The sequence below is a fragment of the Spirillospora sp. NPDC047418 genome, from assembly GCF_040643275.1.
Classification (GTDB): Bacteria; Actinomycetota; Actinomycetes; order Streptosporangiales; family Streptosporangiaceae; genus Spirillospora.
The window spans coordinates 44491-59660 of the sequence record NZ_JBEYTW010000015.1; the positions used below are offsets into that span (position 1 = coordinate 44491).

Annotated in this window: 18 protein-coding genes; 6 read left to right on the forward strand and 12 right to left on the reverse strand. The window is 71.5% G+C overall.

Translation table 11 applies throughout. The annotated features are described in order from the left end of the window. Nucleotides 1-76: 76 nt before the first annotated feature. On the reverse strand, nt 77-1033 hold the full coding sequence (locus tag ABZ806_RS12320) for a DUF389 domain-containing protein (RefSeq protein ID WP_500216960.1): 957 nt from the start codon (nt 1031-1033) through the stop codon (nt 77-79). Nucleotides 1034-1155: 122 nt separating this feature from the next. Between ABZ806_RS12320 and ABZ806_RS12325 the strand changes: the two genes are divergently transcribed. Further along, nucleotides 1156-1989 carry an HNH endonuclease family protein gene (locus ABZ806_RS12325; RefSeq protein WP_500216961.1) on the forward strand — a complete coding sequence of 278 codons (834 nt, stop codon included), beginning with the start codon at nt 1156-1158 and terminating at the stop codon, nt 1987-1989. 55 nt (nt 1990-2044) lie between these two features. Next, nucleotides 2045-2368, forward strand: coding sequence for a hypothetical protein (locus ABZ806_RS12330; RefSeq protein ID WP_500216962.1), 324 nt, complete (start codon nt 2045-2047; stop codon nt 2366-2368). Here the strand turns inward: ABZ806_RS12330 and glmM are convergent. The 3 genes from glmM to rplM form a co-directional block, all read right to left on the reverse strand. Next, nucleotides 2365-3708: a phosphoglucosamine mutase gene (gene glmM / locus ABZ806_RS12335; protein ID WP_500216963.1), complete on the reverse strand. Its 1344-nt coding sequence runs from the start codon at nt 3706-3708 to the stop codon at nt 2365-2367. The two genes, ABZ806_RS12330 and glmM, sit on opposite strands and share 4 nt — an antisense overlap. Before the next feature lie 119 nt (nt 3709-3827). Further along, the gene (gene rpsI / locus ABZ806_RS12340; RefSeq protein ID WP_500216964.1) at nt 3828-4340 is read right to left on the reverse strand and encodes a 30S ribosomal protein S9; all 513 of its coding nucleotides are present in this window, start codon (nt 4338-4340) and stop codon (nt 3828-3830) included. A 112-nt stretch (nt 4341-4452) separates the two neighbouring features. Next, complete coding sequence (rplM, locus tag ABZ806_RS12345) at nt 4453-4905, reverse strand: 50S ribosomal protein L13 (protein ID WP_500216965.1); 453 nt, start codon at nt 4903-4905, stop codon at nt 4453-4455. Between the two features lie 600 nt (nt 4906-5505). Here rplM and ABZ806_RS12350 point away from each other — a divergent pair. From ABZ806_RS12350 to ABZ806_RS12360, 3 genes are read left to right on the forward strand one after another with little or no spacing between them, the layout of a single operon-like run. Continuing rightward, entirely contained in the window at nt 5506-6456 is a 951-nt protein-coding gene (locus ABZ806_RS12350; RefSeq protein ID WP_500216966.1) for a CAP domain-containing protein, read from the forward strand. Nucleotides 6457-6497: 41 nt separating this feature from the next. Next, the gene (locus tag ABZ806_RS12355) at nt 6498-7571 is read left to right on the forward strand and encodes a hypothetical protein (RefSeq protein WP_500216967.1); all 1074 of its coding nucleotides are present in this window, start codon (nt 6498-6500) and stop codon (nt 7569-7571) included. Between the two features lie 24 nt (nt 7572-7595). Further along, nucleotides 7596-9260, forward strand: a complete 1665-nt coding sequence (locus ABZ806_RS12360) for a hypothetical protein (RefSeq protein WP_500216968.1) — start codon at nt 7596-7598, stop codon at nt 9258-9260. Nucleotides 9261-9422: 162 nt separating this feature from the next. Here ABZ806_RS12360 and truA read toward each other — a convergent pair whose 3' ends face one another. From truA to infA, 8 genes are all read right to left on the reverse strand, one after another. Next, nucleotides 9423-10304 carry a tRNA pseudouridine(38-40) synthase TruA gene (gene truA / locus ABZ806_RS12365; RefSeq protein WP_500216969.1) on the reverse strand — a complete coding sequence of 294 codons (882 nt, stop codon included), beginning with the start codon at nt 10302-10304 and terminating at the stop codon, nt 9423-9425. A gap of 212 nt (nt 10305-10516) precedes the next feature. Further along, a complete protein-coding gene (gene rplQ, locus ABZ806_RS12370) occupies nt 10517-11047 on the reverse strand; it encodes a 50S ribosomal protein L17 (RefSeq protein WP_500216970.1) in 531 nt (176 codons plus the stop codon). 96 nt (nt 11048-11143) lie between these two features. Further along, entirely contained in the window at nt 11144-12157 is a 1014-nt protein-coding gene (locus tag ABZ806_RS12375) for a DNA-directed RNA polymerase subunit alpha (protein WP_131741171.1), read from the reverse strand. A 107-nt stretch (nt 12158-12264) separates the two neighbouring features. Beyond that, on the reverse strand, nt 12265-12891 hold the full coding sequence (rpsD, locus tag ABZ806_RS12380; protein WP_500216971.1) for a 30S ribosomal protein S4: 627 nt from the start codon (nt 12889-12891) through the stop codon (nt 12265-12267). A gap of 20 nt (nt 12892-12911) precedes the next feature. Next, entirely contained in the window at nt 12912-13313 is a 402-nt protein-coding gene (gene rpsK, locus ABZ806_RS12385; RefSeq protein WP_021596710.1) for a 30S ribosomal protein S11, read from the reverse strand. A gap of 53 nt (nt 13314-13366) precedes the next feature. Next, on the reverse strand, nt 13367-13747 hold the full coding sequence (gene rpsM, locus ABZ806_RS12390) for a 30S ribosomal protein S13 (protein WP_500216972.1): 381 nt from the start codon (nt 13745-13747) through the stop codon (nt 13367-13369). Between the two features lie 201 nt (nt 13748-13948). After that, nucleotides 13949-14062 carry a 50S ribosomal protein L36 gene (gene rpmJ, locus ABZ806_RS12395; protein ID WP_021596712.1) on the reverse strand — a complete coding sequence of 38 codons (114 nt, stop codon included), beginning with the start codon at nt 14060-14062 and terminating at the stop codon, nt 13949-13951. A gap of 65 nt (nt 14063-14127) precedes the next feature. After that, complete coding sequence (infA, locus tag ABZ806_RS12400) at nt 14128-14349, reverse strand: translation initiation factor IF-1 (RefSeq protein ID WP_371954366.1); 222 nt, start codon at nt 14347-14349, stop codon at nt 14128-14130. 260 nt (nt 14350-14609) lie between these two features. Between infA and ABZ806_RS12405 the strand changes: the two genes are divergently transcribed. After that, nucleotides 14610-15167, forward strand: a complete 558-nt coding sequence (locus tag ABZ806_RS12405; protein WP_500216973.1) for a hypothetical protein — start codon at nt 14610-14612, stop codon at nt 15165-15167. Nucleotides 15168-15170 lie beyond the last annotated feature (3 nt).

A 15170-nucleotide genomic window follows, 5' to 3' on the forward strand; every position in this document is an offset into this window, starting at 1 on the left:
CCTAGCGGCCCCCGCGATGCCGCACGTCACCCTCAAGTGCTACGCGGGTTGGCCTTTCGTCGGGTCTTGCGGCGACCTAAGTACGACCTCCGGCCGCCGGACGTCGCCCCCGCCGCAGGACCAGGCCCCACAGCGCCTTCTGGACGAGCAGCGTCAGCGCCCCCGCGATGATCATCCCGGCGAAGTTGACGGCGAGCTGGAGCAGCGAGCCGGTGATCTCGCTGCCGTGCTCCAGCGCCAGCGCGACCGCGAGGTTCCCCGCGGCGGGCACGGTGGTGACGGAGATGAACACCCCGACCAGCGCCGACGACTTGCCCGCCGTGAGCGACAGCACTCCGGCGGCGCCCGCGAGCAGCGCGACGATGAACGACCAGCGGTCCGGGCTGTAGATGAACGCGGTGAGCGGGCGCTGCTCGGGCAGCCGGTCCAGCTCGATGACCCCGAGCCACCGGCTGGCCAGCGCGCACACGTAGGTGATCACGATCGCGACGGCGAACCCGACGAGCAGCGCCCGCACGGCCTGCACGATGTGCTCCGGCTGCCACCGGACGAGCCCGTAGCAGATCGCCGCGACCGCGCCGAACTCCGGCCCGAGGACCATCGCGCCGACCACCAGCACCGGCGAGTCGATCAGCGCGGCGATCCCGGCCAGCTGCGTGGCGAGCGCCAGGAACGCGATGAACGACCAGGTCAGCGCCGTCCCTTCGCTGACGCTGCGGTCGAGCTCCTCCCAGACGACGGCGTCGTCGCCGTGCCCGGGCGCCCGTTCCTTGGCCTCCTCGGCGGTCTCCGAGAGCGTCAGGTCGACCTTGTCGAGCGCGATCGAGCCGTCCCGGTGGACGTCCATGGCGCGCAGCGCGTCCAGCACCTCGTTGGCGGACTCGCGGGCGATGTCGGCCGTCACGAGGTCGCCGCGCGGTGACCGGGCGGCACCGGCGATGACGACGACGTTGGCCGCGCCGGCGCAGTCCTCCAGCGCCGCGCAGACCGCGTCCGTACGGTCCGCCGGGACGATCGCTCTCAGATGAAGCACTGGCCAATCGTGCCGTAAACGGAGGGGTCGTGTGACCGGGACGGTAGGACATGCGCTTTGATCGACTATTTGCATGCCTGTTGGTGAAAAATGATGACAGTGACCCCCAGGACGGTGACGGTATGACCCGACGCGCCCGGCTTCGGCGTGACCCCGGCCTCCGGCGTGCCCCCGGCCATCGGCGTGCACCCGGCCGCAGGCTGCTGGCCTCGGCCGCGCTCGCGCTCGCCGTGCCGCTGGCGGTGTCCGGCTGCGAGGGGAACCTGAGCATCGGCGACCCGTCCGGCTCGCCCAGCGGCGCCGCGTCCGGCCGGAGCGACGGCGACGCCGCCAGCCCGCTCGACAACCCCGACGGCACCAAGCCGGGCCTGGCCGCCATCACCTCCGGCGGCGACCGGGACGAGGCGCGCACGCTCATCGCGAAGGTCGCCACCAAGGGGCGCGGCCCGAAGACCGGCTACGACCGCGACAAGTTCGGCTACGCGTGGAAGGACAACGCACCCGGCGTCCCGTTCGCGCGCAACGGCTGCGACACCCGCAACGACCTGCTGAAGCGCGACGGCAAGGACCTGCGCTACCGGTCCGGGTCCGACTGCGTGCTCATCTCGCTCACGCTGCACGACCCGTACTCCGGCAAGACGATCCACTGGAAGAAGGCGAAAGCGACCACCGTGCAGATCGACCACGTGATCCCGCTGTCGTACAGCTGGCAGATGGGCTCGTCGCGGTGGACGAAGGACAAGCGCGAATCCCTCGCCAACGACCCGCTGAACCTCATCCCGGTGGACGGCCCGCTCAACGGCGCCAAGAGCGACTCCGGCCCGGCGTCGTGGCTGCCGCCGAACAAGCGCATCCGCTGCTCCTACAGCGTCCGCTTCGCGCAGGTGGCGGTGAAGTACGACCTGGCGGTCACGAGCGCCGACAAGAAGATCATGCTCGACCTGTGCGGCGGCTGACGACCGGCCCGCCGTCCGGCCGCCGGGTCACCGCACGGCCGAATATGCTCGTCCGATGAGCGACGAAGCGGGCGAGCAGGGCAGGGCGGACGGCCAGGGCACGGCGGACGAGCGGCCGAGGGTCCGGACGGAACGGGGCGTCGGCGCGCGGGCGACCGGGGCCGAGGTGACCGGCGCGTCCGCGACCGGGCTCACGCTGCGGGTCGGCAACGGGCTCGGGTCGCTGGCGGTGGGCTCGATGGCGCTCGGCGCGCTGGCGATCGGCGCCGTCGCGATCGGCAAGCTCGTCGTGAAGCGCGCCGTCATCGCCCACCTCGAAGCCGGGACCGTCGAGATCAAGCACCTCAAGGTGGGACGGCTGGAGATCGACGAGCGCTAGCCGAGCGCGGTCTTCACCACGCCGGCGAGGTGCTCGGCGACGGACTTGGCCTGGTCCTCGGAGGCCGCCTCCACCATCACGCGGACCATCGGCTCGGTGCCGCTCGGCCGGATGAGGACACGGCCCGTCTCGCCGAGGTCGGCCTCGGCCGCGGCGACGGCCGCGGCCAGTTCCGCGGACGTCTTCGCACGGGTCTTGTCGACGTCTTTGACGTTGACGAGCACCTGCGGCAGCCGCGTCATCACCTTCGTCAGCTCGTCCAGCGGACGGCCCCGGCGGACCATCGCGGCCGCCAGGTGCAGGCCCGTCAGGACGCCGTCGCCGGTCGTCGCGTGGTCGAGCATGATCACGTGGCCGGACTGCTCGCCGCCGAACCCGAAGCCGCCGGTCTTCATCGCCTCCAGGACGTACCGGTCGCCGACCGCGGTCTCCACCACGCTGATCCCGGCCTCCCGCATCGCGAGCTTGAAGCCGAGGTTCGACATCACGGTCGCGACGACGGTGTCGGACGGCAGCGCGCCCGCCTCCCGCAGGTCGAGGGCGAGGATCGCCATGATCTGGTCGCCGTCCACGACCTCGCCGGACGCCGTCACGGCCAGGCAGCGGTCGGCGTCGCCGTCGTTGGCGATGCCGACGTCCGCGCCCTGCTCCCGGACGGCCCGGCGCAGCGCCTCCAGGTGCGTGGAGCCGCAGCCGGCGTTGATGTTCAGGCCGTCCGGCGCCGTCCCGATCGTGAAGACCTCGGCGCCCGCCCGGCGCAGCGCCTCCGGCGCGACATCGCAGGACGCGCCGTTCGCGCAGTCGACCACGACGCGCAGGCCGTCCAGCGACACCGTGACCGTGGACACCAGGTGCGCGACGTACTGCTCGACGGCGCCGTGCGCCTCCCGGACGCGGCCGACGGCGGCGCCGGTCGGCGGGTTCCACGCCTCGCCGAGCCGCGCCTCGATCCGGTCCTCGATCTCGTCCGGCAGCTTGTAGCCGCTGCGGTCGAAGAACTTGATGCCGTTGTCGGGGGCCGGGTTGTGCGACGCCGACAGCATCACGCCGAGGTCGGCGTCCAGCGTGTGCGTCAGGTACGCCACCGCCGGGGTCGGCAGGACGCCGAGGCGCAGCACGTCCACCCCGGAACTGGCGAGGCCCGCCACGACGGCGGCCTCCAGGAACTCACCGGAGGCCCGCGGGTCGCGGCCGACCACGGCGAGCGGCCGGTGGCCTTTGAACTCGCCCTCCTCGCCGAGCACCCGCGCCGCCGCGACGGACAGGTCCATGGCGAGCGGGGCGGTCAGGTCGCGGTTGGCGAGCCCGCGCACGCCGTCGGTCCCGAACAGACGAGCCACAGTTCAACTCCCGATGAGACTGGATGACCCCGGAAAAGCGGACGAGCCGCCGCACCCGCCGCGCCGCCCGCGCGGAACTGCCGCGTGGGAGCACGGGGTGCGACGGCTCGTACCGTCGATCAACGCTTGCTGTACTGCGGAGCCTTGCGGGCCTTCTTGAGACCGGCCTTCTTGCGCTCGGGCACCCGCGCGTCGCGGGTCAGGAAGCCGGCCTTCTTCAGCGCCGGGCGGTGCTCGATGTTCGCGAACTGCAGCGCGCGGGAGATGCCGAGGCGCAGCGCACCGGCCTGGCCGGTGGTGCCGCCGCCGTTGACGCGCGCGAGCACGTCGAACTGCCCCTCCAGGCCCAGCAGCACGAACGGCTCGTTCACGATCTGCTGGTGCACCTTGTTCGGGAAGTACTGGTCCAGGGTGCGGCCGTTGATCTTCCACTGGCCGCTGCCGGGGACGATGCGGACCCGCGCGATGGCCTGCTTGCGGCGGCCGGTGCCGGCGGCCGGGCCGGTCGCGACCGGCTGGCCGAGCAGGCCCTCGCCGGCGGTCTCGGGGGTCTCGGTGCTGTACTCGGACGGAGCGTCCTCGTACGAGTCGAGTTCGGCGCCCGCCTCGGGGGCGCCGGTGGTGTCGTCCACGGTTCTCCTCAGGGTGTTCTAGCCGGGGCGGCTGGCCCGTCTGCGCGGGTGCCCCGGCGGCCTCGTGTTCCTCGTGCCGCGGTGTCACCGGTCGCGCCCGAAGGCGCGGGTGTCACTTCGCGATCTGGCTGATCTGGGTGATCTCGAACGGGACCGGCTTCTGCGCCTGGTGCGGGTGCTCGGGGCCGGCGTAGACCTTCACCTTGCCGAACATCTTCCGGCCGAGGGAGGTCTTGGGCAGCATGCCCTTGATCGCCTTCTCGACCGCCCGCTCGGGGTTCTTCGCCAGCAGCTCGGTGTAGGTCACCGAGCGGAGGCCGCCCGGGTAACCGGAGTGCCGGTAGGCCTTCTTGCGCTCCGCCTTGTTGCCCGACAGCGACACCTTGTCGGCGTTCACGATGACGACGAAGTCACCGGTGTCGAGGTGCGGCGCGTAGATCGGCTTGTGCTTGCCCCGAAGCAGCTGCGCGACCTGACTGGCGAGACGGCCCAGCACGACATCGGTCGCGTCGATGACGTACCACTGACGCTGGACGTCAGCGGGCTTAGGGGTGTACGTGCGCACGGTCGTCAGCCTTCGTTTCTCGTCGACTTTCAGGGTTTCGATCCTCCGCTCCCCCTCGCGGGCGAGCGCCACGTATCAGCGGAATCCTGCTCGCGCCGACCAGAGGATCATCCGACCCGGCGCTCCGGGAGGCCGGGGCCCACATCCGCGGCAGTTGACACGAACGCTCCGGGACGCACCGGCTCGCTGCGGCGTCACCTCGCCCAGAGGGCAGGCGTCACGCACACAACAAATACGCAGGATACACGAATGACAAAGAGGTTGCGCAATCCGTCTGACACCTGCGACGCCGCCGGAACCCCAGGGTAGACGCGGCGCCGAGGCCCTCCAAAAGGGAGAACGCAGGAGAACAGGGACACAGTCCAGCTGCCGTGGCGCGCTCTGGACGGTGCGCACCGTCCAGATGACGGTGAGTAGTAACAGTGAGGTTTCTTGCGAGATTCTCGTAACTGGGGGTGCATATAGGGATATCGTGCCGGGCGACCGAGTCCACGCCGGCTCGTGCCGGCCCGCACCCGGGAGCCCCCGCTGTCCACTCCCCGCAGACCCGGCGATCCCGCCGGGGGCCGCCAGCCCAGGCACGACGGGCGGAGCGGCGCCATGCCCCGCCCCCATGCCGGGCCGCCCCGCGACGAACTCGTCGCCGGCGGCCCGCGGCGCGGCGCGCCCCGGCCGGGGCCGTCGCACGGTGGACGCCGCCCGGACGATGGACGTCGCCCGGACAGTGGTGCCCCGCGCGGCGGACGCCCGCAGGGCCGGGGACGCAAGAAGTCCCGGATGAAGAGCGCGACCGGGCTGGTCGTGGTCGTCACCGCGTCCGGCCTCGCGATCGGCATCGGCGTCGCGATCGACCGGCTCGTGCTCCCCGGGCTGCGCTCGGAGAAGACCGCCGCGGCCGGGCCGGAGGACAGCCCGTCCGCCGTGATCCCGCCGGGGCCGCAGAGCGAGGTGCCGGCCGCGGCCGGCACGGAGTCCGGGACGCCCGCGGGCGGCCGGACCGCTTCGCCCAGCGCCTCCCCCGCGCCCACGGCGGAGCAGACCCCGCCGCTGAAGCCGATCCATCCGCGCAGCACCGCCTCGGCCGAGCCGTCGAAGTCCGCGAAGCGGCCCGCGCCGGACACCCCGCCGTCGACCGGCGGGGGCGGGACGCCGACGGGCGGGAGCGGCGGCTCGTCCGGCAGCGAGGCCACCGTCGTGTCGCTCACCAACGCCGAGCGCGCCAAGCAGGGCTGCAAGCCGCTGCGCATCGACTCCCGGCTCGTCGCCGCGGCCCGCGAGCACTCCGCGGACATGGCGGCCAACGACTACTTCGACCACACGTCCCGCAACGGCGACAGCCCGTGGAAGCGGATGGAGGACGCCGGCTACACGAGCCCCGGCGCGGAGAACATCGCCAAGGGCTACCCGACCGCCGCGGCCGTCGTGAAGGGCTGGATGAACAGCCCCGGCCACCGGGCCAACATCCTGAACTGCGGCCTCCGCGCCATCGGCGTCGGCATGGCCCCGGGATCCGGCGGCCCGCTCTGGACGCAGGACTTCGGCTGGAAGTGACCGGGGCCCGCGCTCGGATGAGGGACGGTACAGTCCAACGCATGGGTTATCCGGGCGATCAAGGCAAACCCGGCGACTGGCCCCCTCGGCAGCCGCCGCCCGGGCCGTACGGACCCGGAGCCGCCGCGCCGCCGTACGGCCATGACAAGGACGAGGCCCCGTTCGCTCCACGCGACGCGGGCAACGCCGGCCCCTCCGCATGGGGCGACCAGGCCGGCGGATGGGACGAGCAGCCCACTGCGGCCTGGGGCGACGAGCCCGTCGCGGGCGACGCGTTCGGCTCCGACTACCACGGCGGCTCCGAGTACCACGGCCACCCCGAGGGCGCGCCGCCTGGGCCGCCCGGTCCGCCTGGGCCGTCCGGCGGGCCGACGCCGCCCGAGCGGCGCCGCAACCTGCCGCTGATCATCGGCGGCTCGGCCGTCGCTGGCATCCTGCTCATCGGCGGTGGCGTCGGGTTGTCGTCGCTGCTGAAGGACGACGCGAAGCCGGCGCCGGCACCGACGCAGGCCGCCTCCGAGCAGGCGCAGCCGACGCCGAGCCCGACCAAGCCCGTCCTCACGCCGGTGAAGCTGCAGAGCCGCACCACCGACCCGAAACCGCTGACCCTCAAGGAGGTCTTCGGCAACGGGAAGTTCACCGCGGACGGCCACAAGTACGTCCGGACGGCCGCGAACGGAAAGCGGAGCTGCACCGCGGTCGTCGGCGGCACCACGCTGGAGAAGGCCCTGAAGAAGGGCGGCTGCACGCAGGCACTGCGCGCCACCTACGCGCTCTCCACCGGCTCGCTCATCGGCACCGTCGGCGTGTTCAACCTCGAGACCGAGTCCGCCGCCAAGACGGCCGTGAAGGCCGCCGCCGCCAAGGACGCCTTCCTGCAGGCCCTGCCGGGCAAGGGCGTCACCAAGAAGAACGGCAAGGGCGAGGCGTTCGGCACCTCGCAGGCGCGCGGCCACTACGTCATCATGACGTGGGTGCAACGCCCGGACGGCAAGAAGATAGCGAGCAAGTACCATGCCGCCGTCCGCGTCTTCGGTGCGCAGATGGTCAAGGGCAGCAACCTCGCCCTGGCCCTGCACTACAGGGAAACCGAAGGCAAGCCCCTCCAAAAGTGATCCCTCCGAATACCCTCACTGCTTATGTCTGGACCTAGAGACACCCGGGAGACCGCCGAGCCGGCGGGGACGTCAGGCGTCCCCGCCGACCCGGCGCCGCCCAGCTTCGGCGGCGCGCCCACCCCGGCCGCCCCGCCGGAGGCGAACGCGGACGCGGACGCGGCACCCCCCGCCACCGGGCCGCCCGCCGAGCCCGAGCCCGCCGCCGAGCCCACCGCTGCGTCGGCCACCGAGCCCGCTGCTGCGTCGGCTACTGAGCCGGCGACCGCCGAGTCGGCCGCCGAGGCCGCCTCCTTCCGGCTGCCCACGTTCGGCCTGGAAGCTCCCTGGTGGGCCGCCGAGTCCCCCGACACCACCCCGCCCGCCGCGGAACCGGCACCGGCCGCCGCGGAATCGGCACCGGCCGCGGCGGAGCCCGAGGGCGGCCGGGACGCTCCGGCCGCAGCCCCCGCGGCCCCACGAGAGATCGCCCCGGTCACCGGGCCGCCGCCCGGGACGCTCGTCGCCGGCACCGGGGTCCCGCCCGTCGACTCCCGCCGGGCCGTTCCCGCCGAGCCCATCGTCAAGCCCCCGGCCTCGGCGGGCGACACCGACCCCGACGGCTTCCAGGCCGTCCACCCGGAGGGCGCAGCCCCCGCGGACGAGACCCCAGAGGACGAGACCACCGTGGACAACTCCGTCGTGAACGAGGCCGCGGAGGACGGTCCCGCGTCGCTCTCCGCCTTCGAGAAGGCGAAGGAGGCCGAGAACGCTGCGGCGCAGACGGCCGTGCTGGTGCCCGACGCGATCCTGCCGCGCGGCGTCGTGCCGCCCACCGGCAGCGGACCGTTCCCGAACCCCGGGCCGGCGGACGGCGCCGCGGTCGGCGCGGGCCAGGCGCCCGTGATCACGCCGGTCTACCACGCCGAAGGCGGCGTCCCCCTCGACACCCCGCCGCCGCCCGGCCCGCCGCCGGGCACGCCGCCGCAGCGGCAGGGCGGCGGCAACAGGCGCCGCACCGTGCTGATCGGCGGCGGCGCGGCCGTCGTCCTCGCCGCCGCCATCGCCCTGTTCGCGATCGGCGGGACGGGTTCGGACGGCAAGGACGAGGCCCGCAAGGCGGCCGAGCCGTCCGCGTCCGCCTCGGCGGCGCCGTCGGCGGCGGCCCCGGCCCCCTCCGCCGGGGCCCCCGCGAACATCGCCGACGAGAAGACCGACCCGAAGGACCTCGCGTTCCGCGACGTGTTCCCCGCCAAGGAGATCAAGCTCGGCGGCAGGATCTACCTCCGCGACCGGTGGTCCCTCAACCGCGACCTCAAGTACGCGGCCCGGGGCGCGATGCTCGGCACGCTGGAACGCGAGCAGTGCCGCAAGATCATCCGCGCGACGTTCATCGACCGGGAGAGCGGGCTCGCCGTCACCTCCGGCATCGCGGTCATGCCGACGAAGGCCGCCGCGATGACGGTGAGCAAGGCCGGCGACCCCGCCAGGTACGAGTGGTTCCGCGGCATGGCGGGCAAGCACTCCCCGGACATCGACCGCGCCGGCGGCTACGCGGCGGCGACCGTCCGCGGCCGGTACGTGGCCTACGCGTACGTGCAGTGGGCGAACGGCAAGAAGGCCAAGCCCGGCGACCCGCTGATCAAGCAGGCCGCGCAGCAGTTCCTCGACTACGACCTCCGCCCCATCGAGGCCCGCACCCACAACTGAACCGCACCCCCCACCGGATGCGCATGCCCGCCGGGCGCACGTCTGCCGGGCGCTCGTCTGCTGGACGCAGGTGCCCGCAGGACGTACCCGTCCGCCGGGCGCACGAGATGGCCACGGGACCCCGAGACGGGTTCCCGCGGCCATGTGGCGTCCAGGACGGGGCTACGGCGTCCCCTGCTGGGACGGGGTGGGCTGCTGTTCGGTGGCGGCGGCCGTGGCGTTCAGGGTTCGGACGCGGCGGGTCTCCTGGGCGCGCCTTGCCAGGCTCTCGTCGCCGGGGTACCTGATCTCCTCCAGCGACAGGCCGTGCGCGGGCGCGACGTTCACACCGGAGTCGCGGACGCGGGCGGCGAGCACCTGCGCGGGCCACTCCACCTCGCGCCGCCCGTCCCCCACCATCAGCAGGGCGCCGACGAGCGCCCGCACCATCGAGTGGCAGAACGCGTCGGCCTGCACGGTCGCGAGCGCCAGATGGGGATCGCGGTCGTCGCGCGCCCACTCGTAGCGCAGCAGTTCCCGGATCGTCGTCGCGCCCTCCCGCTTGCGGCAGTAGGCGGCGAAGTCGTTCTCGCCGACCAGGAGCCGCGCGGCTTCGTTCATGCGGGTCAGGTTCAGCGGACGGGGATGCCACAGCACGTCGTGGCGCCGCAGCGGCTCCACGCCGACCGGGTTGTCGCACACCCGGTACACGTAGCGCCGCGACAGCGCGGAGAACCGGGCGTCGAACCCCTCCGGCGCGATCGAGACCCGCCATACCCGCACGTCCGGCGGCAGCAGGCCCGCGAGCCGGCGCGGCATCGTGCCGTTGATCGCCGAGTAGGCGGCCACCGGCACCACCAGGTGCGCGACCTGGCCGCGCGCGTGCACGCCGGCGTCGGTGCGTCCGGCGACGGTGAGCATGGGCGGCGGATCCAGGCGCAGCATCCGCGCCAGCGCGTCCTCGATGACGCCCTGCACGGTCCGCTGGTTCGGCTGTCTCGCCCAGCCCGCGAAGTCCGACCCGTCGTAGCCGATATCGAGCCGGAGTCGTACCAGAGCGGTCATGTCAGCCGAATTGTCCTTTTGCAACGTTCCTTGTCCGATCCTCCCGATGATCCGCGGTCATCGGGCACTCCCCTGACACGCTCCCCGGTGAATCGTCGCCCTCCCGACCTGACCATGTCTTCAGTCTGGCAAAGATCAAAGCCCACCGCCTGCTTCCAGACGGTGGGCCCTGACGAATGTCGAGCAAACGCTTGCCCAGTTCGCGCGGCGAGTTACTCCTTGCCGCCCTCGTCCTTGGCGTCCGCCGGCGCGGCCTCGGTGTCCTCGGCCTTGGGGGCCTCGGGCTCGTCGGCGTCGGCGGCGGCCTTGCTGAGGGTGACGTCGCCCTCGGCGGGCAGCTCCGCCTCGCTGACCTTCGGCGCCGTCCCGCCGGTGGCGGCCGCCATCGGCTCCCCCACCAGCTCGATGATCGCCATCGGGGCGTTGTCGCCCTTGCGCGGGCCGATCTTGGTGATGCGGGTGTAGCCGCCGGGACGGGTCTCGAAGCTCGGCGCGATCTCGGTGAAGAGCGCGTGCACGACGCTCTTGTCGCGGATCGTGCGGGCGACCAGGCGACGGTTGTGCAGGTCGCCCTTCTTCGCCTTGGTGATCAGCTTCTCGGCCAGCGGGCGCACCCGCCGGGCCTTGGCCTCGGTCGTGGTGATGCGGCCGTGCTCGAACAGCGCCGTCGCCAGGTTCGCCAGGATCAGCTTCTGGTGCGCTGCGCTGCCGCCGAGGCGGGCGCCCTTGGTGGGCTGGGGCATCGTGCTTCCTTCCTGCACCGGCCGTGTCAGGTACCGGCGTCAGCTGGTTCCGGTACGGCCGGGGAACCGTGCCCCCGGCCGTCCGGAATCGGGTTTCTAGTACTGCTCGGTCTCGGCGTAGCTCTGGTCGTCGTCGCCGTAGTTGTCGGCCGCCGCGCTCGGGTCGAACCCGGGCGGGGAGTCCTTCAGCGACAGGCCCATGTCGTTGAGCTTCTGCTTGACCTCTTCGATCGACTTGGCGCCGAAGTTGCGGATGTCGAGCAGGTCCTGCTCGGAGCGGGCGACGAGCTCGCCCACCGAGTGGATGCCCTCGCGCTTCAGGCAGTTGTAGGAGCGGACCGTGAGGTTCAGCTCCTCGATCGGCAGGGCCAGGTCCGCGGCGAGCGCGGCGTCCGTCGGGGACGGGCCCATGTCGATGCCCTCGGCCTCGACGTTGAGCTCCCGGGCCAGGCCGAACAGCTCGACCAGGGTCTTGCCGGCGGACGCGACCGCGTCGCGCGGCAGCATCGCCTGCTTGGTCTCCACGTCCAGGATGAGGCGGTCGAAGTCGGTGCGCTGCTCGACTCGGGTCGCCTCGACCTTGTAGGTGACCTTCAGCACGGGCGAGTAGATGGAGTCGATCGGGATCCGGCCGATCTCCTGGCCCGGCTGCTTGTTCTGCGCGGCGGAGACGTAGCCGCGGCCGCGCTCGACCGTCAGCTCCATCTCCAGCTTGGCCTTGTTGTTCAGCGTGGCGATGTGCAGGTCCGGGTTGTGGACCTCGACACCCGCCGGCGGCGCGATGTCGGCCGCGGTCACCTCGCCCGGGCCCTGCTTGCGCAGGTACATGACCACGGGCTCGTCGTGCTCGGAGGAGACGACGAGCTCCTTGAGGTTCAGGATGATGTCGGTGACATCCTCCTTGACCCCGGGCACGGTGGAGAACTCGTGCAGGACGCCCTCGATGCGGATGCTGGTGACGGCCGCACCGGGGATCGAGGAGAGCAGGGTACGACGCAGCGAGTTGCCGATCGTGTAGCCGAAGCCCGGCTCCAGCGGCTCGATGGTGAACCGCGACCGGTACTCGTCGACCTGCTCTTCGGTGAGAGTGGGACGCTGAGCGATGAGCATGGTGGTGCCTTCTTTCCGCGGTGCCCGCTATTTGACGACCGCGTTCCGGAGTGTTCCCCGTCCTGCCGGGATCCCACGTGGAGACCCCGGCGGGACGGTACGAGCCGCTACTTGGAGTAGAGCTCGACGATCAGCTGCTCCTGGACGGGAGCTTCGATCTGCTGCCGCACGGGCAGCGAGTGGACGAGGATCCGCATCTTCTCGCCGTCGACCCCGAGCCACGCGGGGACGGGACGCTCGCCGATCTCGGCCTTGGCGACCTGGAACGGCGTCGACTCCATCGACTTCGGCTTGACGTCGACGATGTCGGCCTCGTTCACCAGGGCCGACGGGATGTTGACCTTCTTCCCGTTGACGCGGATGTGGCCGTGCCGGATGAGCTGGCGGGCCATGTCGCGGGACTTGGCGAAGCCGCCCCGGTAGACGACGTTGTCGAGCCGGCGCTCCAGGAGGGCGAGCAGGTTGTCACCCGTCTTGCCCTGCTGGCGGTTGGCCTCGACGTAGTAGTTGTGGAACTGGCGCTCCAGGATGCCGTAGATCCGCCGCGCCTTCTGCTTCTCGCGAAGCTGCAGCAGGTACTCGGTCTCCTTCGGCCGGCCGCGACCGTGCTCACCCGGCGGGTAGGGACGGATCTCGATCGGGCACTTGGGGCCCATGCACTTGCTGCCCTTGAGGAACAGCTTCATCTTCTCGCGGCGGCAGAGCTTGCAGTCCGCACCGGTGTAACGAGCCATTGTTCTAGATCTCCCCTGCCTCAGACCCGGCGACGCTTCGGCGGGCGGCAGCCGTTGTGCGGAACGGGCGTGACGTCCTGGATCGAGCCCACCTCGAGGCCGGTCGCCTGCAGCGACCGGATGGCGGTCTCGCGGCCCGAACCCGGGCCCTTCACGAAGACGTCGACCTTGCGCATGCCGTGCTCCATCGCGCGCCGGGCGGCGGCCTCGGCGGCCTGCTGCGCGGCGAACGGGGTCGACTTGCGCGAGCCCTTGAACCCGACGTGGCCCGAGGAGGCCCAGGAGATCACGTTGCCGTTGGGGTCGGTGATCGAGACGATCGTGTTGTTGAACGTGCTCTTGATGTGGGCGTGCCCATGAGCGACGTTCTTCTTCTCCTTGCGGCGCACCTTCTTGGCGCCGACACGGCTCTTAGGAGGCATCTAAGCTGCTCTCTCCACTCTTGAGGTCATCGATCCGGAGGACCGACTCCGGACTACTTCTTGCCGGCCTTCTTCTTGCCGGCCACGGTCTTCTTCTTGCCCTTGCGGGTGCGCGCGTTGGTCTGCGTGCGCTGACCGTGCACCGGAAGCCCGCGGCGGTGCCGGATGCCCTGGTAGGACCCGATCTCGATCTTGCGGCGAATGTCGGCCTGGACCTCGCGGCGCAGGTCGCCCTCGATCTTGTAGTTCGCCTCGATCCAGTTGCGGAGCTTGATCAGCTCGTCGTCGCCGAGCTGGTGCACCCGCGTGTCACCGCTGACGCCGGCCCCTTCGAGGGTCTCCAGCGCCCGCGTCCGGCCGATGCCGAAGATGTAGGTGAGAGCGACCTCCAAGCGCTTTTCGCGCGGGAGGTCGACGCCGAGGAGGCGTGCCATCGTGGGCAGTTCCCTTCATAGTGCGGAGGTATGGACGCACCGCGTCCGCACACACCCTGCCCGGGTGGCGGCCCCGGCCTCCGACGATCCGAGGGTGGTCCTCCCACACGCCGCTGCCGTACGACCCGATCATCCGAGGACGATCGCGATGCGTACGGCGACGTGCGGGAGGCTGCGGTGCGCTTGTCTGGTTGTGGAGCGTCAGCCCTGACGCTGCTTGTGGCGCGGGTCAGAGCAGATGACCATGACCCGGCCGTGCCGGCGGATGACGCGGCACTTGTTGCAGATCTTCTTGACGCTCGGCTTGACCTTCACTGGGTCTCCTAGAGATAAGGGTCACCCCCGCGCCGCCACGCACGGGGAAGGCAACCCCAGTGGGATTACTTGTAGCGGTAGACGATCCGACCGCGCGTGAGGTCGTAGGGGCTCAGCTCCACAACGACGCGGTCGTCCGGCAGGATCCGGATGTAGTGCATCCGCATCTTGCCGCTGATGTGGGCGAGCACCTTGTGCCCGTTCTCGAGCTCCACCCGGAACATGGCGTTCGGGAGGGACTCGATGACGGTGCCCTCGATCTCGATGGCCCCTTCTTTCTTGGCCATGTCCTCCGCGCTTCGCTGGTCGGCTCATTGGACGCGGTCCGGCTCTCCAGAGGAGTATCGGCCGCGACCCACTACGACGCGAGAGCGTCGGAAACGGGGAATCAGGCGGCCGGTGACGGACCGACACAGGAGTCTATGTCAACCGGACGCGCAATGCGAAATCGGCGAACGCCACGGGTCCGGAGACTGCTCCCGACACAAGCATACATCGCCTGCGCGTTGTACCTTTCCAGGAGTAGAGACGTCAGAGGAGGGTCAGCATGCCGAGCTATGACTTCGCGCTGATCCTCAGTCGCCCGCTGTACGAGGACGAGCTCGATCCGCTGTTCGACCGCACGCACGGCGCGGTCACGGTGTCGATCGTCAGCGAGCCCCAGCACGCCGACCGGCACGGCAACGCCTCCTGCTCGTGGACCGGTGCCACCCTGGCCGCCGCGATCATGGAGGTGGTCGGGCACGTCGAGGAGAGCGCGCCCGGCCTGAACGTCCTGCAGGTCGAGGCCGACCCGCTGCTGACCATCCGCGACATCGCCGAACGCGTCGGCCGCTCGCTCGACTCCGTCCGGCACGCGATCACCGGCGCGCGCGGCACGAGCGGCTTCCCGCCCTCGGAGATGTCCACCGCCGGTCACCGGCTGTGGCGCTGGTCGAAGGTGGCCGCCTACTACGGGCTGGACGACCCGCAGCTCGTCGAGGCCAAGCCGACCGTCCAGGCGATCAACGGCTGGCTCGCCCTCCGCGACGTCGTCCCCGACGTGGCCCCGGCCCCCGAGGACGTCACCTCGGCCCTGTCGCTCGTCATCCCGCACGTCGCCTGATCG